The sequence below is a fragment of the Streptomyces sp. NPDC043854 genome (assembly GCF_056436005.1).
Genome location: NZ_JBWKDK010000002.1, coordinates 233,871 through 251,099, shown reverse-complemented (window position 1 = coordinate 251,099; position 17,229 = coordinate 233,871). Strand labels below are relative to the sequence as shown.

Sequence of the window (17,229 nt, the reverse complement as noted above, 5' to 3'; positions counted from 1 at the left end):
GAAATATCCGGATCTGTACTCCATGGTGTCTACCCGATGGCTGCTCATTCCGCGTCGGACGGGCGTAAATCGGTCGCATGGATCGCTCCTCCGCACTAAGCTCGCGCGTCTTTGGCCGAGGCGCGGACGGCGTGGGAACGACGCGGGAAATCGGAGGGACACGGTGCGCCAGCGGGCGTTGGGGCGGGCGTTGGGGCGGTTGCGGCTCTATCTGGCCGTCGCAGCCGGGGGGTTGAGGCGGTACGCCACCTACGGAGCGGCGACGGCGGCAGGGGTGTTCACGAACACCGTCTTCGGCTTCATCCTGGCGTACACGTACGTCGCTCTGTGGGACGAGCGCCCCGGCCTCGGCGGCTACGACCAGGCGCAGGCGCTGACCTTCGTCTGGGTGAGCCAGGCGATGCTGGCGGCCGCCGCGCTGATCGGGGGCGGCTTCCAGGAGGAGCTCCAGGAGCGGATCCGGACCGGCGACATCGCCGTCGACCTGTACCGGCCGGCGGACCTCCAGATGTGGTGGCTCGCCGCCGACCTGGGGCGGGCCGCGTTCCAGTTGGTGGCCCGCGGGGCGGTGCCGCTGGTGGCCGGGGCGCTGGCCTTCGAGCTGGCGCTGCCCGCCGATCCGCTGCGCTGGCTGCTGTTCCTGGGGTCGGTGCTGTTGGGGCTGGTGGTGAGCTTCGCGCTGCGGTACCTGCTGGGGCTCGCGGCGTTCTGGCTGATGGACGGATCCGGGGTCAACCTGATGGCCACGGTGGCCTCGATCTTCTTCTCGGGGATGCTGCTGCCGCTGACGGTGTTCCCGGGTGGCTTCGGGGAGTTGGTGCGGGTGCTGCCGTGGTCGGCGGTGCTCCAGGTGCCGATGGATGTGCTGCTGGGCCGGCATGCGGGGGCTGCGGAGGTGGCGCGGGCGCTGGCGTTCCAGGCGGGGTGGGCGTTCGTTCTGCTGGCGGTGGGGCGGATGGTGCAGTTGGCCGCGACGCGGAAGGTGGTGGTCCAGGGTGGCTGACGAGGCTCGGGGGGTTCAGAGGGTTCAGAGGGTTCAAGGGGTTCAGAGGGTTCAAGGGGTTCAGAGGGTTCAAGGGGGCCAGAGGGGCCAGGTGGGCCGCGGGGTTTGGGTGGGCCCTGGGATTCGTGGGGGCCGGGGGTTCCGAGGGTCCCGTGGGCGGCGTGCGGTGGAGGGGCTGCGCGGCTACGGGCTGATCGCTGCGATGTGGATCCGGTCGACGATGGCGTACCGGGCGTCGTTCGTGCTGTCGACGGTCGGGAACGCGGCGATCACGCTGCTCGACTTCGTCGCGATCTTCCTGATGTTCTCGCACATCGACGCGCTGGGCGGGTTCACCCTGCCCGAGATCGCGCTGCTGTACGGGGCCTCGTCGGCCTCGCTCGGGCTCGCCGATCTGCTGCTGGGCACCACCGAACGGATCGGGCTGCGGATCCGCGACGGCTCGCTGGACACGATGCTGGTGCGGCCGGTGCCGGTGCTCGCGCAGGTCGCGGCGGACCGGTTCGCGCTGCGCCGGCTGGGCCGGGTCGTGCAGGGGCTGGGGGTGATGGCCTGGGCGGTGGCGGTGCTGGACGTGGAGTGGACGCTCGCCAAGGTCCTGCTGCTGCCGGTGATGGTCGTGGCCGGGGCGGCGATCTTCGGGGCGGTGATGGTGGCCGGAGCGGCGTTCCAGTTCGTCGCCGGGGACGCGGCGGAGGTGCAGAACTCCTTCACGTACGGCGGCAACACGATGCTCCAGTACCCGCCGACCGTCTTCGCGAAGGACCTGCTGCGCGGGGTCACGTTCCTCGTGCCGCTCGCCTTCGTCAACTGGCTGCCCGCGCTGTACGTGCTGGGGCGGCCGGACCCGCTGGGGCTGCCGGGGTGGCTGGCGTTCATGAGCCCGGTGGTGGCGTTCGCGGTGTCCGTGCCCGCGTCGCTGGCCTGGCGCGCGGGCCTTCGTACGTATCGGAGCACGGGGAGCTGAGGCGTTGTGGGCAGTGAGGGCAGCGAAGGCAGTGAGGGCAGTGAGGGCAGGGGTGCGGATGTGGATGTGGATGTGGAGGTGGATGTGAGCGGGGACGTGCTGATCGAGCTGGACGGGGTCGAGAAGGTCTTCGACGTCCGGCGCCGGGCCGGCCTGCTGCGCAGGGAGAAGCGCCAGGTCAGGGCCGTGGACGGGATCAGCTTCCAGGTGGCGCGGGGCGAGGTGGTCGGCTACATCGGGCCCAATGGCGCCGGCAAGTCGACCACGATCAAGATGCTGACCGGCATCCTGACCCCGAGCGGGGGCCGGCTGCGGGTTGCCGGCATCAACCCGGCGCGGGAGCGGATGCGGCTGGCGCACCGCATCGGGGTGGTGTTCGGGCAGCGCACCACGCTGTGGTGGGACCTGCCGTTGAAGGACTCGTACGGGCTGATGCGGCGGCTGTACCGGATTCCGCGGGCCCGTTTCGAGGAGAACCTGGAGCGCTGCGTGGACCGGCTGGACCTGGGCGCGCTGCTGGACGTGCCGGTGCGGCAGCTGTCGCTGGGGCAGCGGATGCGGGGGGACATCGCGGCGGCGCTGCTGCACGATCCGGACGTGCTGTACCTGGACGAGCCGACGATCGGGCTCGATGTGGTGAGCAAGGCGAAGGTACGGGGCTTCCTGCGGCAGTTGAACGAGGAGCTCGGCACGACCGTGCTGCTGACCACCCACGACCTCCAGGACATCGAGCAGCTGTGCGAGCGGGTGATGGTCATCGACCACGGGCGCCTGATGTACGACGGGGCGCTGGCCGGGCTGCATGCGGCGGGGTCGGTGGGAGAGAGCGAGCGGATGCTCGTACTGGACCTGGAACGGGAGCTTCCGGCGATCAGTGTGCCGGGGGCGCGGGTGGTGAAGGTGGAGGGGCCGCGGCAGTGGCTGGCGTTCCCGGCGGGGGCCTCGGCGGCGCCGCTGGTGGCGGAGGTGGCGGCGAAGTACCCGCTGTCGGACCTGTCGGTACGGGAGCCGGACATCGAGGACGTGATCGCGCGGATGTACGCGGGACGGGGGTGAGGGGCGGGTCGGCGGCTGCCCGGGCGCGTCGGCTGCGTCCGGGGGGCTGCGGGGGGCTGCGGGGGGCTGAGGGGGCCACGGGGACTGCGGGGACTCTGGGGAGCTTGTAGGGGGCCGCAGGCGAGGTCCGCATCAGGGGCGGATCAGGGACGGATCAGGGGGCAGGACCGGGGTCCGGACCGTACAACTCCCGTGCCCGGCTGCATAGGCTGGACCCCATGACTGACGAGGGGCCGCAGAAGCCGACGCCGACGCCGAAGCCGTTGCCGGAACTGAGGGCGTCGGATGCCGACCGGGAGCGGGTGGTGGAGCGGCTGCGCGACGCCGTCGCCGAGGGACGGCTCGACATGGACGAATTCGAGGAGCGGCTGGAGGCGGCGTACACGTCGCGCACCTACGCCGAGCTCGAGCCGCTGACCAGTGACCTGCCGGCGGCGGGGGGCGCGACGGTCGGCGTGTCGTTCCCAGTGGCGGGGGCGGACCGTTCCTGGCCGGCGCGGGTCGGCGGCGGGACGCCGGTGGGGGCGTCCGGCACGGCCGTGGCCGTGATGTCCGGGTTCGAACGCAAGGGCACCTGGACGGTGCCCCAGCGCTTCGACGCGGTGGCGTTCTGGGGCGGCGGCGAGCTCGACCTGCGTGAGGCGAACTTCGCGGAGCGCGAGGTGGTGATCAACTGCGTCGCGATCATGGGCGGCATCGAGATCACCGTCCCGCCGGACGTGGAGCTCGACGTACGGGGCGTCGGGATCATGGGCGGCTTCGACCAGCGGGGCACCGCGGGCCCGCCGGCGCCGGGCGCCCCGCGGGTGGTGGTGACGGGCCTCGCCTTCTGGGGCGGGAAGTCGAGGTCAAGGTCAAGCCGCCGAAGACGAAGACTCCGAAGACGCCCGAGGGCCCGGAGGGGCTGGGCGGCCCGAGCCTGCGCAAGGAGCTCTGAGGGCAACCTCAAGGACGGCGCGCCGGGCGCGCCGGGAACTCCTCGGGCTCGCGGGGAGTCGGATCCTATGCAGACAAAACCGGCGCCCGGGGGAAGGCAGAAGCACGTGAACGACCGCACCGCACCCGAAGGCGACACCCCCGCCGCCCCACCCCCGGGCCACGACCCGGGGCCGGACCGCCCCGGCTCGGGATCCGATCCAGGCGCCGGCTCGGGGGCGGGCGGCACTGCCTCTGGGGCCGACTCGGGCTCGGGGTCCGGGCGGACCGGCTCCGGGGCCGGCAGCCCGAGGCCGGGGGGCGCCTCTGGTCCGGGAACTGGATCTGGCTCCGGAACCGGCTCCGGAACCGGCTCCGGAACCGGCTCCGGCGCCGACGCTGACCCTGGACCCGGACCTGGTTCCGGATCTGGCGCCGAAACCCGTCCCGGAAGGGACGCCGATCCCGGAAGGAACCACGATCTCGGAAGGGACGCCGATCCCGGCCCCGGGGCAGGGCTTGGCCCGGATCCGGATGCAGGGGCCAACCCCGGTCCCGGTCCCCGGCCTGGAAGGGGTGCCCGCCCATCGGTCGGCCCCCGGCCCGGAACGGGACCCGGAACCGGCGCCGGGGCGCGCACCGGCACGGCGCTGGCCGTTGCCGGCGGCAGCGGCAGCGGCAGCGGAAGTGGAAGTGGCCGGGGCGGTGGCGGCAGCGGCAGCGGCCGGGGCGGCGGGTCGGCTGCCCGCACACCCACGCTCAGCGGTTTCGTGTTCAGCGAGGCGGACGAGGAGCGCCGGCGCGGCGTACGCCGCATGAAGGCCACCGCCACCGGCCTACTGCTCCTGGTCGCGCTGGTGTACGTACTCACCACCTGGGCGGAGCACGCCGGCGCAGCCGCCTGGGTCGGCTACGTCCGGGCCGCCGCCGAGGCGGGAATGGTCGGCGCGCTCGCGGACTGGTTCGCGGTGACGGCGCTGTTCCGCCACCCTCTCGGCCTGCCCATCCCGCACACCGCGATCATCCCGAACAAGAAGGACCAGCTCGGGGCGACGCTCGGCGAGTTCGTCGGCGAGAACTTCCTCTCCCCGGACGTGGTCCGCGTCCGCCTGCACGCCCTCGGCATCGGCCGCCGGCTCGGGGCCTGGCTCGCCGAGCCCGCACACGCCGACCGGGTCACGGCCGAGCTCGCCGCGGCGTTGCGCGGGGCCTTGACCGTACTGCGCGACTCCGACGTCCAGGCGGTCGTGGGGGAGGCCATCACGCGGCGCGCGGAGTCCGCCGAGATCGCGCCGGGCATCGGCAAGACCCTGGAGCGGGTCGTCGCGGACGGCGGGCACCACAGGGTCGTCGACCTGGTGTGCGCCAAGGCGCGCGACTGGCTGGTGACGCACGGGGACTCGGTGATGGACGCCGTCCAGGGCGGCGCGCCGGGCTGGACCCCGCGGTTCGTGGACCGCAAGGTCGGCGAGCGCGTGTACAAGGAGCTGCTGCGCTTCCTCACGGAAATGCGGGACATGCCGCAGCACCCGGCGCGCGGCGCGGTGGACCGGTTCCTGACGGACTTCGCGGCCGACCTCCAGGCGGACACGGACACCCAGGCGCGGGTCGAGCGGCTCAAGGCCGAGATCCTGGAGCGGGAGGAGATCCAGGACGTGATCGCCTCCGCGTGGACGGCGATCCGGTCGCTGATCCTGGCGGCGGCGGAGGACGAGCGCAGCGAGCTGCGGCTCCGGGTGCGGGGCTCGCTGCTGTCGCTGGGGGCGAGGCTGGCCACGGACCAGCGGCTCCAGGACAAGGTGGAGGGGTGGATCGAGGGCGCGGTGGTGTACGTGGTGACCACGTACCGTGCCGAGATCACCTCGCTGATCACGGAGACGGTGGCCGGGTGGGACGCCGAGCAGACGACCCGGAAGATCGAGGCCCACATCGGCCGCGACCTCCAGTTCATCCGCATCAACGGCACGGTGGTCGGCGCCCTGGCAGGCCTCCTGATCCACACGGTCTCCCGCGCCTTCGGCGCGTAGTGCGCCGCGCCACCGCGCCGCCTTCCACCGCTGCTGCGGCCCCGCCCCCGTATCCGCGTGCTCGGCTTCGCCGGGGCGGGGCGGGGCGGGGCGGCTCCCGGGGCTCAGCCGCGGTCGGCCACGGCCCAGGCGGTGGTGGCCACGACCGCCGTCGCGCCGAGCACGGCCGGCCATGCCCCGACCTTCTTCGCCAGCGGGTGCGCACCCGCGAAGCCGGCCAGGTACAGCGCCCCGAGCCCGACCGCCGCGGGGACGCCGCCGCGCTTGTGCCACTCGCGTCCGGCCGCGATCCCTGCCGCGCCCAGGACGACACCGCCCAGCGGGCGCTTCTTGGTCCACCGGGCGACGGCGTAACCGCCGACCAGCCCGGCGGCCGCCACTGCGGAACTCGGTACCCGCGCCATGCCCAACTCCCTCGTCAGTTTGTCGAATCCGTGTGTCGGTATGCGTGTGCGTGTGCGTGCACGCGCACCGTACAGACCTGCCCGGGCCGCGGCCTGTGCTGCGCCCGGGCCCGATCCACGGCCACGCGCGCCGCAGGACCCGTAGGCAAGCACGTCCGTATGTACGTCCGCATGTACGTCCGTATGCCCGTGCGCGCCTGCCGCGCCCGCCTTATGAGGCTAACGCGGCCGCTTCGGCACCCGGCGGGCGGCAGCCAGCGCCCCGAGTACGAGCACGGCCCCGCCGATCACCGCATCCGGTACGGCCTCCTGCACGGCACGCGGCAGCAGTGCCACCACGCCCAGCACGAGCAGGAAGGCGAGGGCGCACCGGCCGGTCGCCCGAAGCAGTCTGTCCACGGGCTGCTCAACGCAGTTGCCCGGCCCCCCGACACGCACGCGGGCGAGGGGATTTGTCGCACACTCGCCGGATCCGTGCGGTACGCGCCCCGGGGTCCCGGGCGGGCATACAGTCGCCCTCCCACCCCAATCGGGACGAAGAGAGAGGTGCGGGCACAGTGATCTGCTACGGAGAGGCCGTCCTCGATCTCGCGGACGAGCTGGTCGACGCCTACGCCGAGGTGTTCTCGGCCCCGCCGTGGAACGAGGGGGAGGAAACCATTCGCCAGTTCGCGGCCCGGCTCCGGTCCCACAGCCGGCGCCCCGGCTTCCGTACCGCGATCGCCCAGTCCGCCGCAGGCGTCGACGGCTTCGCCACGGCCTGGCTCACCCCGGCCGACTTCCCCTCCGATCGCGGGTACGCCCAGGTCGCCGCTCAGCTCGGCCCGGACCGGGTACGGGACCTCCTCGCGGGCGCGCTGGAGATCGACGAGCTCGCCGTACGCCCGTACGCGCGTGGCCGGGGCACCGGCCGGGCCCTGCTCGCCGAGGTCACCGCCGACGCCCCGGACCGGCGGGCCTGGCTGCTGACCTCCCGCCTGGCGACGGACACGGTGGCCACGTACCGCCGCCTGGGCTGGCACGAGGTCACTGCCCTGCCGGGCACCCGCACCACCGCCGTGGTCGTCTTCCTCTCCCCGGACCACCCGGGCCACTAGCCGGTCCGGGCCGGGCTGGGCAAGGCAGGGTCGGCGCAGGAGTCCGGTTGCCCGCGAGCGGGCATACCGCCCGCATGATCACACCGAACCACCCGCCCCAGTTCCGCAGGCAACTCAACCTCGCCACCCGCCACCAGCTCACCGTATCCGGCATCCCGGACGGCACCGTCACTTCCCGCACCCGCCCCGGCGGCCCCTGGCAGCGGTTACTGCCGCGCGTGTACCTCCTGCAGACCGGCCCCCCGGACCACCGCCAGCGCGCTCTCGCCGCCGTCCTGTACGCCGCCGAGCCCGCCGCGGACCCGCTGTCCGGCGCCACGGCCGTCCTCACCGGCGGCGCCGCCCTGGCCCTGCTCGGCATCCGCGACGCCCCGTGGACCCCGGCCGACGTCCTGGTCCGCGCCCCGCGCCGGCCGGCCGCCACCGCCGAGGTACGGCCCGTACCGACCGCCCGCTGGCCGCAGACGATCACCGTGGCGGGCATCCCCTCCACCCGCCCGGTCCGGGCGGCGGCCGACTTCGCCTCCCGCGCAACCGACCCCGACCGGGCCCGCGCGATCCTGGCCCACGTCGTCCAGTCCGGCTGGTGCCACCCACAGGACCTGTACGCCGAACTCCGCACCGCCCGCCTCCTGCGCCGCCCCGCGATCCGCGCCGCGGCCGCGGAACTCCTGGCCGGGGTCCGCTCCCCGGCGGAAGCCCGGGCCCGCGACGCCCTCACCGCGACGGACCTCCCGACCCCGCTGTGGAACGCCCGCCTCCACACCCCGGACGGCACCTTCCTGGCCAGCCCGGACGCGTACTGGCCGGACGAGGGCGTGGCCCTGGAGATCGACTCGGCCGAGTACCACTACACCCGCGACGCCTGGCAGGCCACCCTCCGCCGCCGACTCCGCCTGGAGGCCCACGGAATCCTGGTGGTCAGCGCGACTCCGTCGATGATCCGCGACACCCCGCACGAGGTCACCAAGGCCCTCCGCGCCCTCCTGACCCTGGCCGCCACCCGCCCCACCCCACCCACAGCCACAGCCCGCGGCCACCAACAGCTGGCGTTGTTCCCTCAGAGGGCGAGAGTGCGAGAGTGCGAGAGGGTGATAGTGCGGCCGTAGCGGGGCAGTTGGCGCGGGCGCAAGCTGATTGAAATCTGATCGAATGGGATTGACTCGCTTTGGCTTGTGCGTAGCTTCGTGCCATGACGATGCGGGATTTGCTTCTTGAGGTTGCAGGGACTTACGACCAGAAGGCCGGTACGGGTAAGGGGGTGCCCGGCCAGCAGGTCCTGCGCAGTGTGGCCGGTCGCAGCGATCTCGGTTTGCTGGGCACGTTGGTCGTTGCCGGGTACGGCGGCAACGGGAGCGCGGCGAGCGCGCCATGGATCGGGCTCTTCGACCCCGAAATCAACACGGACCCCAAGAAGGGCCTGTACCTCGCCTACATCTTCGGCACGGACCTGAGGTCGGTGACCCTCACCGTTCAGCAAGGTGTGACCGACCTCAGCGACAAGATCAAAGAGCAACGGGCCATCCTGGCGCAGCTGGAGCATCGCTCCGCACGGCTCCACGGTTCCCTCCCGCCCAACCTGGCCCGGCAGTGGGGGCACCGTCCTGTGCTGGGCCGTGGGAAGCGTCCCGAGGCGTATGAGGCGGCGAGTGTGGCGGCGCGGCGGTATGAGGTCGATGCCATGCCCGCGGAGGAGCAACTGCAAGAGGATCTGCGGGTGGCTACCAACATCCTTCAGCGAGCCGCCGCAGCGGACGCCGCTTGGCGCAGGGCCGCGGACGATGACGATCACGCGCCGGCCGGGCTGTCGGATCAGAAGCGCCGGAAGGCCGCCGCCTCATCCTCATCCATGCCCAGGCCCTTTGCCTCGGGGTTCAAGCCGCGGGACAGTAGCGGGTACATCGCGAACATCGCTGCACGGCAGCAGGTGAAGAGCCAGAAGCATGAGGAGCTGATCAGGGATTTCGGCGCCTATATCGAGACGCGGAGCTACGAGCCGACGAACCTGCACGTCCACCCGAAGGACTTGATCCTCCGGCAGAACGATGTGGTGTCTCCCGGTGATCCGGAGTGGCTCGTCGAGGTCAAGGTCGTGCGGAACGGAGACGCAACGGCCGCCGTGCGAGAAGCCGTCGGACAACTCCGCGAGTACAGCTACTTCCTCTACCGGGAGAAGCAACTCGCCGCCCCACACCTGATCGCTCTGTTCTCCGAGGACATCGGTGCGTATGGGCCCTACCTGGAAGACCAGGGCATCGCCGCTATATGGCAGACCGGCGACGGTTGGGCTGGGACGCCTACCGCCGCCGTCTGGGGCATGGTCGACTGATCGCTCCGACTGCGCCGATCGCGCCGATTGTGTCGATTGCGCCGTGCGCCTACTGCGCCGATCGCGTCGACTGCGCCGGTTACGCCGTGGGGGGTCGGCCGTGGCATTCGGCGTAGGGCTTGGTTGAGGTGCACCAGCAGGGGGCGTGCGGGGACGGGGGCCAGGGGGTGGCCTTGCCTCGGGCGGCCAGGGTCGTCGCGTACTCCGGGAGGAGGGACGGGGAGGCCGGGGAGGTCTTCTCCGATGCCGCGAAGGCCTCGTACGAGGGGACGCTGGCCGTGACGATGCCGAGGTTCGTCGTGCCCGAGGCGGCCAGGGTGCGCAGGGACGCCTCGATCTGTGCCAGGTGCGCCTCGTGCGACGGGTATTCCGCCGCCAGGGTCGGGTAGCTGGTCAGGAGCTCGGCCAGCTCCCGCTGCGGCCAGTGCAGGATCGCCACCGGGAAGGGCCGGGACAGGGCGGCGCGGCGGTCGCCCAGCTCCGCGCGCAGGCGGGCGATCTCGGCGCGGAGCTCGGCCGGGTCGTCGGAGCCCAGGGCCCAGATGCGCTTCGGGTCGTGCAGCTCGTCCAGCGGGATCGGCCCGGCGTGGCGGGTGTCGGCGACCATGTCCCAGTCGTCGTGCGGCAGCCCGAGCAGGCGGCGTACGCGGTGGCGGCCCGTCAGGAGGGCCGTGGTGGCCGGGGTCAGCGGGGCGGCGTCCGAGATGAGGAGGGCGGCCGCCTGGGTGAAGCACTCCTCCGAGTCGGCCAGCTCGTCGTGCGCCTCCAGGGCCTCCGCGATGACCTCCCAGGGCGCCGGGTCGGAGGGGGCCGCGGCGCGGATGCCCTGGATGAGGGCGCGGGCTTCGGGCTCGTGCCCGTACTCCCACAGGTTCGCGGCCTGAAGCGCCTTGACCAGGTGGACGTTGGCGGGTTTGCCGGCCAGGAGTTGGTCGTAGAGCGCGCTCGCCCGCTCTCGTGCGTCGGCCAGTTCGAGGTGGGCCGCGGCCTGGAGCAGCAGCGGCTCCTGGTCCTCGGGGTAGCGGGTCGCCGTGCGGATCAGGCGCTCGGCTTCGGCGATGTGCTCGGCAGGCGTGTCGGGGCGCATGGTTCACACCGTACTGCCGCTGGTCTGTTGGCGGGGGAGGTCTTAAGGTGCGCCCCGTGCGGGATCACATGCGTGTGGTGGTGCACGGTCGCGGAGCGGGCGCCTGGCGGGCGCGGTTGCGGGGTCTGCTGTGGGTGGCGGCCGAACTGGCCGTGACGGTGGGCGTGGTGGTGTTGCTGCTGGTCGTGCACCAGGTGTGGTGGACCAACCAGCTGGCGGCTGCCGCCGCGGAGCGGCAGGTTGCGGCATTGGAGAAGGGGTGGGCGGGCGGGGCGGTCGGGGCGGGGGGTGGTGATTCCGGCTCGTCTGGGGGGCCGCCTGCTCTTGCGGGTTCGGGGGTCGGTTCCGGTTCGGGGTCTGGTTCGGGTTCCGGTTCGGTGTCGGCGTTGCCTTCGCCATCGGCGTTGCCTTCTGGGGATGGTGGGGCTTCTGCTGGGTCGGGGGTGTCGTCTGCGGGGGGTTCCGGTGCTGAGCCGGGGCGTTCCGCCGCGTACGGGGTGCTGCGGATTCCGCGGCTCGGCGTTGTCGTGCCCGTCGCCCAGGGGGTCGACAAGCGGTCCGTGCTCGACAAGGGGTACGCCGGCCACTACCCCGGGACCGCCCAGCCCGGCGCGGAGGGCAACTTCGCACTGGCCGGGCACCGCAACACCCACGGCGAGCCGTTCCGGTACATCAACCGCCTGCGGGCCGGGGACGAGCTGATCGTCGAGGTGCGGGGGCGTAGGTTTGCGTACGTCGTGCGCAAGACGCTGGCCGAGACGAGCGAGCGCGACGTCGGGGTGATCGCGCCGGTACCGCGGAGCACGGTCCGGCCGGAGTACGGGTTCAGCGAGCCCGGCGCGTACATCACGCTCACCACGTGCACGCCGGAGTACTCGTCCAAGTACCGGCTCGTGGTGTGGGGGACGCTCGTGCGGTGACGGGGGACGTTCGGCGCCGGCCGGTTAAGTGGCCCCGTGGGCAGGGGGTTGTCGGTTGGGTGTCGGTGGGGGTGGTTAGTATCGGGGGTGGGCCGCCGGTGTGTGCGGCCGCGCGGAGTGGGATGCGGAGAGGGGGCGGGATCATGGAAGGGCAGGGCAGCAGCGACAAGCGCCGGGTGTCTTCCCGGGCCGGCTCCCTGATCGGTGCCGCAGGTTCGCGGCTGGCGCCGCTGCTGCTGCTCGCGGGAGCCCTCTGGCTGCTCGCAGGAGCCCTCTGGCTGTTCGCCGGGGAGAGCGGGCCGGGTGCCGTCATGGTCGCCCTCGCGGCCACAGCCGCCGCCGTCACCGTAGGGGCCGCAGCCCTGGTGGCGCGCCTCGTACGGCCTGTGCCGCCGCACCGCATACGCACCGCGATCCGTGACCGCGAGCAGCGCACGGCGTTCCTGCCACAGCGTGATCCCGATGCCTCCGGCCGGTCACGCCCCAGGGCACCCGGCCGTCTTGCCCTGACGGCCGCGTAGGGGCGCGCAGCGTCGCTGCCTTCTGTTTCGCCTTCTGCTTTGCCCTGCCCTGTCGGGCTTGCCTTGGGCTTCCCTTTGGGCCTCCTCGGGCTTGCCTTGGGCTTCCCTCGGGCTTGCCTTTGGGCCTCCTCGGGCTTGCCTTGGGCTTGCCTTGGGTTTGGGCTTGGGCTTTGTTGTGCGTCCCTCGTGGGTCGTCGCGCCGAAATGCATGTCTGTCTTTCGACGTTCGACGAGACCCCTCGGAGGGCCCGCGTGTCCGTTTTCACTGATCTTGTTGTCGAGCTGGGCCGGCTCCTGGAGCCGGCGCTGGCCGAGTCCGCGACCGCTGCCGCGATCGTGCTGTTCACCGTCCTCGTACGGCTTGCCCTGCACCCGCTGAACCGGGCTGCCTTCAAGGGCGCCACACCGGCGGCCGGGTGCCTGCCGGTGCTGCTGCAGTTGCCGGTGTTCTTCCTGATGTACCAGGCCTTCACCTCGTCCGGTGAGCTGCTGGACCACCGGCTGCTCGCGGCTCCGCTGAGTGCCCGGTGGGGCGATGCGCTCGGGGCCGGGGGCGTGTTCGGGGCGCAGGGGCTGGTGTTTCTTGCGCTGTTCGCGGTCATTGCGGTGGTTGCCGCGTGGAGTGCGGTGCGGGGGCGGCGGACCGCTGCCCTGGTTGGGGTCGCAGCTGCTTCCGGATCCGGATCCGGGTTCAGGTCCGGTTCCGGGTCCGGGTCAGGTTCCGGTTCTGGTCGCAGGGCGTCGGCCTCGGGCCCGGGAAGGGCCGAGCTGAGTGCCGAGCAGCAGGAGATGCTGCGGCGGGTGGGCGGTGTACTGCCGCTGCTGTCGTTCGGAACGCTGATCACGGCCGCCATCGTGCCGCTGGCCGCCGGGCTGTACCTGGCGACCACCACTGCCTGGTCCGTCGCCGAGCGGGCGTGGCTCCAGTACCGCAAGGAGCGGCTGGAGGTGGTGGGTGGGGCTTAGGTCTTCGCTGGGCGTTGCCGACGTCCCCGGCGTCCCCGGCGTCCCCGGCGTCGTCGGGTGTCCCGGGCCTCGTCGGGTGTCCCGGGCCTCGTCGGGTGTCCCGGGCCTCGTCGGGCGTCCCGGCGTCGGCGTTCCAGTCCGTGAACAGGGTCTTGCGGATTGATCGAGGGTCTTGGAGGATCAGCCAATCCTCCGATGGCCGCACCCCATCGTCCGGCCCGGTGGCACGCCCATGGGCCGACCAGCCTCGACCACGGGAGAATGCCCATGAAGCTGCTGCGTGTCGGACCGGTCGGGGCGGAGCGCCCCGCACTGCTGGACCAGAACGGGTCGCTGCGCGACCTTTCCGTCCTGATCACGGATGTGGACGGAGGCCTGCTCGCCGACGACTCCGTGCTGTCCCGGGTACGGGAGGCGGCGGCGTCCGGGGAGCTCCCGGTCCTGGAGGCGGACGGGCTGCGGATCGGCGCGCCGGTCGGCCGTATCGGCAAGATCGTGGGCATCGGGCTGAACTACTTCGGGCACGCCGCCGAGATCGGTGCCGAACCGCCCGCCGAGCCGATCCTGTTCCTCAAGGCCGCGGACACCGTGGTCGGGCCGGATGACACCGTCCTGATCCCGCGCGGCAGCGTGAAGACGGACTGGGAGGCCGAGCTCGGCGTCGTCATCGGCAGCACGGCCCGCTACCTGGCCTCCGCCGAGGAGGGGCTTGCCCATGTGGGCGGGTACGTGCTGGTGAACGACGTCTCGGAGCGGGAGTTCCAGATCGAGCGCGGCGGCACCTGGGACAAGGGCAAGAACTGCGAGACCTTCACCCCGCTCGGCCCGTGGCTGGTGACCGCCGACGAGATCCCGGACCCGCAGGTGCTGGACGTCAGGCTGTGGGTCAACGGGGAGCTCAAGCAGGACGGCAACACCGCCGACCAGATTTTCCCGGTCGGCGAGGTCGTGCGTTACCTGAGCTGGTTCATGACCCTCTACCCGGGCGACGTCATCGTCACCGGTACGCCGGCCGGCGTGGCCATGGGCCGGCCGGAGCCGAAGCCGTATCTGCGGGCCGGCGATGTCGTGGAGCTGGAGATCGAGCGGCTGGGCCGGCAGCGGCAGGTGTTCAAGAGTGCGTAGCGCGTAGCGCGTAGGCGTGGGGCGTGCGGCGTGGGGCGTGCGGTGCAGGGCGTGGGGTTACAGGGCCTGGGGCGTGCGGTCCAGGGCGTGGGGCGTGGGGGTAGCGGTTCGGGCTTGGGGTTTCGGGTTCGGGGCTCCGGCCGGGGTGCTTCGGCCGGGGTGCTTCGGGCTCGGCTGTAGCGGGGCAGGCGTGTGCCGCTTGCCCCGCTGCGTCTACGCCGTGCGCTCAGCGCTTGGCCGTCGCGCGGCGGCGGCGTCCGGCGTAGAGGAGGCCCGAGCCCGCGCCCAGCGCGGCCGCGCCCGCTCCCGCCGCCACGGCCAGCTGCGCGTTGGCACCTGTGCTGGCCAGCGGGCCGGAGCCGCCGGCCGGGGTCGCCGTGTTGCCGCCGCTGCCGGAGCTGTTTCCGGAGCCGGTGTCCGGGGCGGACTTGGTGGCGGAGTCCTTGCCGCTGCCGTCCTTGCCGCTGCCGTCCGTGCCCCCGTCCTTGGCGTCCTTGCCACTCTGGTTGCCGGCGGCCTTGTCCTTGGCGCGGGCGACGTGCTGCCCGTTCTTGAGGAACTCGATGCGGTCCGCGGGCGTTCCCTTGAGGGCGGCGAGCGCGGCCTTCTTCAGCTCCGGTCCGGCGCCCTTCACCAGCGCCGAGATCAAGACGGCGTTGTCGTCGTCCCGCAGCTCGTGCTGCGTCGTCGTCATGAACGTACGCAGCTCGGCGGGGGTCGGGTTCTTCTCGAGGAGCTTGACGATCCCCTCCTTCAGCCCCGGTCCGGCGTCCTTGAGCATGCCGAGCAGCGCGACCCGGTCGTCCTCGGCGCGGGCCTTGTGCTGGCCGTTCTGGACGAACTCGCGCACCTCCTCGCGCGTCCCGCTGCTCAGCAGCTTGTTCACCGCCTCGGTGACCGCCTTGCCGGCGCCGGGGAGCATGCGCGCCAGCTCCGCCTTGTCGTCCTCGAAGCGGGCGACGTGCTGTCCGTTCCGCAGGAACTCGGTGATCGCCTCGCGCGTGCCGACGGCCATGGCGGCGTCACCGGCCTTCCGCACGGCCGGGCCGCCGGCCTCGGTGATCCGCGCGACCAGCACCCGGTCGTCCGCGAGCTGCTGCTTGGCCCACTCGACGTCGAGGAACTTCCGCATGTCCTCGGCCGTCCCCTTGAGCGCCTTCTCGGCGGCCTCGCGTACGCCCGGCCCGGTCGCCGGGTCCGCCAGGATCGCCTGGATGGCGGCCCGGTCTTTGGCGGCCTGCGGGTCCTCGCCCGGCTTGCCCTGCTGCTGCCCGTTGTTCACCGGGTCCTGGGCGGGGACGGTCGGAGAGGCCGGCTTGAGGACCGTCACGGCAGCGGATGCTTCGGCGGCGAAAGCCGGCGAGGCCAGCAGGACGGCCGGGGCGATCGCGGCCGTGGCGACGGCCGACGCGATCCGGGGCAGCTTCACGAGGCGGGTCCATTCTTCACAAGTGTGATGATCGTCAGATTGTGAAGGATAGATCGTCTGTGTTGGCGGGCGCGTCCATTACCCGCCTCGCGTACCCGCCTCGCGCGGAGCTTGGGACTCAAGTCTCAGAGACCGTGAGGGACTTGAGTCTCAGAGGGGCCGAAAGTCTCAGAGTTCCACGGTGACGCCGTCCCGGGACGAGACGCGCGCAGCCTCCAGCACCGCCAGGCACTGCGCCGCCTCGTGTGCGGTGACGGGAGCCGGACCCCCGTTGCGCAGTGCGGCCGCCACTGCCGCGTAGTACGCCGGGTAGTCGCCGGGCCGGGTGGGTACGGGGGTTCCGCCGCCGGTCAGCGGGGACTCGCCGGAGCCCAGGCGGCCCCACATGTGCTCGGGCTCCTCGCCCCAGGGGGCGTCGTCGCCCGGCCGGTGCCCCTCGCGCAGCGCGGCCTCCTGCGGGTCGAGGCCGTACTTCACGTAGCCGGCCCGGGAGCCGAGGACGCGGAAGCGCGGGCCGAGTTGGGCCGTGGTCGCGCTGACGTAGAGGTGGGAGCGGACGCCGTTCGCGTGCGTGACGGCGATGAACGTGTCGTCGTCCGTCTCGGCGCCCGGGCGGCGCACGTCGGTCTCCGCATACACGCGTACGGCCGGGCCGAAGAGCACGAGTGCCTGGTCCACGACGTGGCTGCCGAGGTCGTACAGCAGGCCGCCGATCTCCTCCGGGGCGCCGGACTCGCGCCAGCCGCCCTTGAGCTGCGGGCGCCACCGCTCGAAGCGGGACTCGAAGCGCTGGATCTCGCCGAGTTCGCCGGAGGAGAGGAGGCGGCGGAGGGTGAGGAAGTCGTTGTCCCAGCGGCGGTTCTGGAAGACGGAGAGGAACGTTCCGGTCCGGTCGGCGAGCTCGGCGAGCTCGCGGGCCTCGGCGGCGGTCGCGGCGAGCGGCTTGTCCACGACGACCGGGATGCCGGCGTTCAGGGCGGCAGTGGCCAGGGGGACGTGGGTCTTGTTCGGGGAGGCGATGACGACGAGGTCCACGGGGGTGGCGGGTGTCGCGGATGTCGCGGGTGCCGCGGATGTCGCGGGTGCCGCTTGTGTCGCGGGGTCCGGGGATTCCCCCCACAGGTCCTGGGGTGACGTGGCGATCCGGACGTCCGGGTAGGCCTCGCGTGCCTGGGCCTGGCGGCCGGGGTCGGAGGTGACGACGGTGTCGAGGACGAGGCCGTCGGTGGCGGCGACCAAGGGGGCGTGGAAGACGGAGCCGGCCAGGCCGTAGCCGATTACTGCTACGCGGAGGGGGTGGGTGGGGGAGGGGGAAGGGGTGAGGGAAGGGGTGAGGGAAGGGGAGGGGGAGGGGGGTGTGGGGTTCATGGGGGCTACTTTGGC

At 72.5% G+C, this 17,229-nt stretch carries 17 protein-coding genes and 1 pseudogene; 12 read left to right on the top strand and 6 right to left on the bottom strand.

Features of this window, described 5'->3' with window-relative positions; genetic code table 11:
* Window positions 1-199 precede the first annotated feature (199 nt).
* From AC068A_RS03130 to AC068A_RS03115, 4 genes and pseudogenes are all read left to right on the top strand, one after another.
* Window positions 200-1,003 (top strand): ABC transporter permease, encoded by an 804-nt coding sequence (locus AC068A_RS03130; protein ID WP_478580100.1) that lies wholly within the window; start codon window positions 200-202, stop codon window positions 1,001-1,003.
* 109 nt (window positions 1,004-1,112) lie between these two features.
* Window positions 1,113-1,970 (top strand): ABC transporter permease, encoded by an 858-nt coding sequence (locus tag AC068A_RS03125; protein WP_478579887.1) that lies wholly within the window; start codon window positions 1,113-1,115, stop codon window positions 1,968-1,970.
* A gap of 78 nt (window positions 1,971-2,048) precedes the next feature.
* Entirely contained in the window at window positions 2,049-3,026 is a 978-nt protein-coding gene (locus AC068A_RS03120) for an ABC transporter ATP-binding protein (RefSeq protein ID WP_478580097.1), read from the top strand.
* Between the two features lie 218 nt (window positions 3,027-3,244).
* Window positions 3,245-3,397, top strand: a pseudogene (locus tag AC068A_RS03115) (DUF1707 SHOCT-like domain-containing protein); the annotation flags it as partial.
* Window positions 3,398-3,420: 23 nt separating this feature from the next.
* Here AC068A_RS03115 and AC068A_RS03110 read toward each other — a convergent pair.
* Window positions 3,421-3,723 carry a hypothetical protein gene (locus AC068A_RS03110; RefSeq protein WP_478580110.1) on the bottom strand — a complete coding sequence of 101 codons (303 nt, stop codon included), beginning with the start codon at window positions 3,721-3,723 and terminating at the stop codon, window positions 3,421-3,423.
* 868 nt (window positions 3,724-4,591) lie between these two features.
* Here AC068A_RS03110 and AC068A_RS03105 point away from each other — a divergent pair.
* Window positions 4,592-5,968 carry a DUF445 domain-containing protein gene (locus AC068A_RS03105; RefSeq protein ID WP_478580094.1) on the top strand — a complete coding sequence of 459 codons (1,377 nt, stop codon included), beginning with the start codon at window positions 4,592-4,594 and terminating at the stop codon, window positions 5,966-5,968.
* 104 nt (window positions 5,969-6,072) lie between these two features.
* Here AC068A_RS03105 and AC068A_RS03100 read toward each other — a convergent pair whose 3' ends face one another.
* Together AC068A_RS03100 and AC068A_RS03095 are read right to left on the bottom strand one after the other, a co-directional pair.
* Window positions 6,073-6,372: a hypothetical protein gene (locus AC068A_RS03100; protein ID WP_478579886.1), complete on the bottom strand. Its 300-nt coding sequence runs from the start codon at window positions 6,370-6,372 to the stop codon at window positions 6,073-6,075.
* A 219-nt stretch (window positions 6,373-6,591) separates the two neighbouring features.
* Complete coding sequence (locus AC068A_RS03095; RefSeq protein ID WP_478579883.1) at window positions 6,592-6,771, bottom strand: hypothetical protein; 180 nt, start codon at window positions 6,769-6,771, stop codon at window positions 6,592-6,594.
* 158 nt (window positions 6,772-6,929) lie between these two features.
* Between AC068A_RS03095 and AC068A_RS03090 the strand changes: the two genes are divergently transcribed.
* The 3 genes from AC068A_RS03090 to AC068A_RS03080 all read left to right on the top strand — a co-directional run bounded on the left by AC068A_RS03090 (window position 6,930) and on the right by AC068A_RS03080 (window position 9,798).
* The gene (locus tag AC068A_RS03090; protein WP_478579882.1) at window positions 6,930-7,469 is read left to right on the top strand and encodes a GNAT family N-acetyltransferase; all 540 of its coding nucleotides are present in this window, start codon (window positions 6,930-6,932) and stop codon (window positions 7,467-7,469) included.
* A gap of 74 nt (window positions 7,470-7,543) precedes the next feature.
* Complete coding sequence (locus AC068A_RS03085) at window positions 7,544-8,578, top strand: hypothetical protein (protein ID WP_478579879.1); 1,035 nt, start codon at window positions 7,544-7,546, stop codon at window positions 8,576-8,578.
* 83 nt (window positions 8,579-8,661) lie between these two features.
* Entirely contained in the window at window positions 8,662-9,798 is a 1,137-nt protein-coding gene (locus AC068A_RS03080) for an MrcB family domain-containing protein (protein ID WP_478579877.1), read from the top strand.
* Between the two features lie 79 nt (window positions 9,799-9,877).
* Here AC068A_RS03080 and AC068A_RS03075 read toward each other — a convergent pair whose 3' ends face one another.
* Entirely contained in the window at window positions 9,878-10,885 is a 1,008-nt protein-coding gene (locus AC068A_RS03075) for a hypothetical protein (protein WP_478579875.1), read from the bottom strand.
* Window positions 10,886-10,953: 68 nt separating this feature from the next.
* On the opposite strand from AC068A_RS03075, the gene AC068A_RS03070 reads away from it, so the two are divergent.
* The 4 genes from AC068A_RS03070 (at window position 10,954) to AC068A_RS03055 (ending at window position 14,417) form a co-directional block, all read left to right on the top strand.
* Entirely contained in the window at window positions 10,954-11,805 is an 852-nt protein-coding gene (locus AC068A_RS03070) for a class E sortase (protein WP_478580091.1), read from the top strand.
* 143 nt (window positions 11,806-11,948) lie between these two features.
* Window positions 11,949-12,326 carry a DUF6412 domain-containing protein gene (locus AC068A_RS03065; protein ID WP_478579872.1) on the top strand — a complete coding sequence of 126 codons (378 nt, stop codon included), beginning with the start codon at window positions 11,949-11,951 and terminating at the stop codon, window positions 12,324-12,326.
* A 252-nt stretch (window positions 12,327-12,578) separates the two neighbouring features.
* Window positions 12,579-13,292 carry a YidC/Oxa1 family membrane protein insertase gene (locus AC068A_RS03060; protein WP_478579869.1) on the top strand — a complete coding sequence of 238 codons (714 nt, stop codon included), beginning with the start codon at window positions 12,579-12,581 and terminating at the stop codon, window positions 13,290-13,292.
* Between the two features lie 267 nt (window positions 13,293-13,559).
* On the top strand, window positions 13,560-14,417 hold the full coding sequence (locus AC068A_RS03055; RefSeq protein ID WP_478579866.1) for a fumarylacetoacetate hydrolase family protein: 858 nt from the start codon (window positions 13,560-13,562) through the stop codon (window positions 14,415-14,417).
* Window positions 14,418-14,643: 226 nt separating this feature from the next.
* Here AC068A_RS03055 and AC068A_RS03050 read toward each other — a convergent pair whose 3' ends face one another.
* Both AC068A_RS03050 and AC068A_RS03045 read right to left on the bottom strand, forming a co-directional pair.
* Window positions 14,644-15,846, bottom strand: coding sequence for an ALF repeat-containing protein (locus AC068A_RS03050; protein ID WP_478579864.1), 1,203 nt, complete (start codon window positions 15,844-15,846; stop codon window positions 14,644-14,646).
* A 168-nt stretch (window positions 15,847-16,014) separates the two neighbouring features.
* Window positions 16,015-17,214, bottom strand: a complete 1,200-nt coding sequence (locus AC068A_RS03045) for a Gfo/Idh/MocA family oxidoreductase (protein ID WP_478579862.1) — start codon at window positions 17,212-17,214, stop codon at window positions 16,015-16,017.
* Window positions 17,215-17,229: the final 15 nt, after the last annotated feature.

Excerpts from the sequence above, each read along its gene's own strand:
- AC068A_RS03110 (WP_478580110.1), bottom strand. The coding sequence starts at position 3,723 with ATGCCGCCCATGATCGCGACGCAGTTGATCACCACCTCGCGCTCCGCG.
- AC068A_RS03100 (WP_478579886.1), bottom strand. The coding sequence starts at position 6,372 with ATGGCGCGGGTACCGAGTTCCGCAGTGGCGGCCGCCGGGCTGGTCGGC.
- AC068A_RS03085 (WP_478579879.1), top strand. The coding sequence starts at position 7,544 with ATGATCACACCGAACCACCCGCCCCAGTTCCGCAGGCAACTCAACCTC.
- AC068A_RS03080 (WP_478579877.1), top strand. The coding sequence starts at position 8,662 with ATGACGATGCGGGATTTGCTTCTTGAGGTTGCAGGGACTTACGACCAG.
- AC068A_RS03075 (WP_478579875.1), bottom strand. The coding sequence starts at position 10,885 with ATGCGCCCCGACACGCCTGCCGAGCACATCGCCGAAGCCGAGCGCCTG.
- AC068A_RS03070 (WP_478580091.1), top strand. The coding sequence starts at position 10,954 with ATGCGTGTGGTGGTGCACGGTCGCGGAGCGGGCGCCTGGCGGGCGCGG.
- AC068A_RS03065 (WP_478579872.1), top strand. The coding sequence starts at position 11,949 with ATGGAAGGGCAGGGCAGCAGCGACAAGCGCCGGGTGTCTTCCCGGGCC.
- AC068A_RS03055 (WP_478579866.1), top strand. The coding sequence starts at position 13,560 with ATGAAGCTGCTGCGTGTCGGACCGGTCGGGGCGGAGCGCCCCGCACTG.
- AC068A_RS03045 (WP_478579862.1), bottom strand. The coding sequence starts at position 17,214 with ATGAACCCCACACCCCCCTCCCCCTCCCCTTCCCTCACCCCTTCCCTC.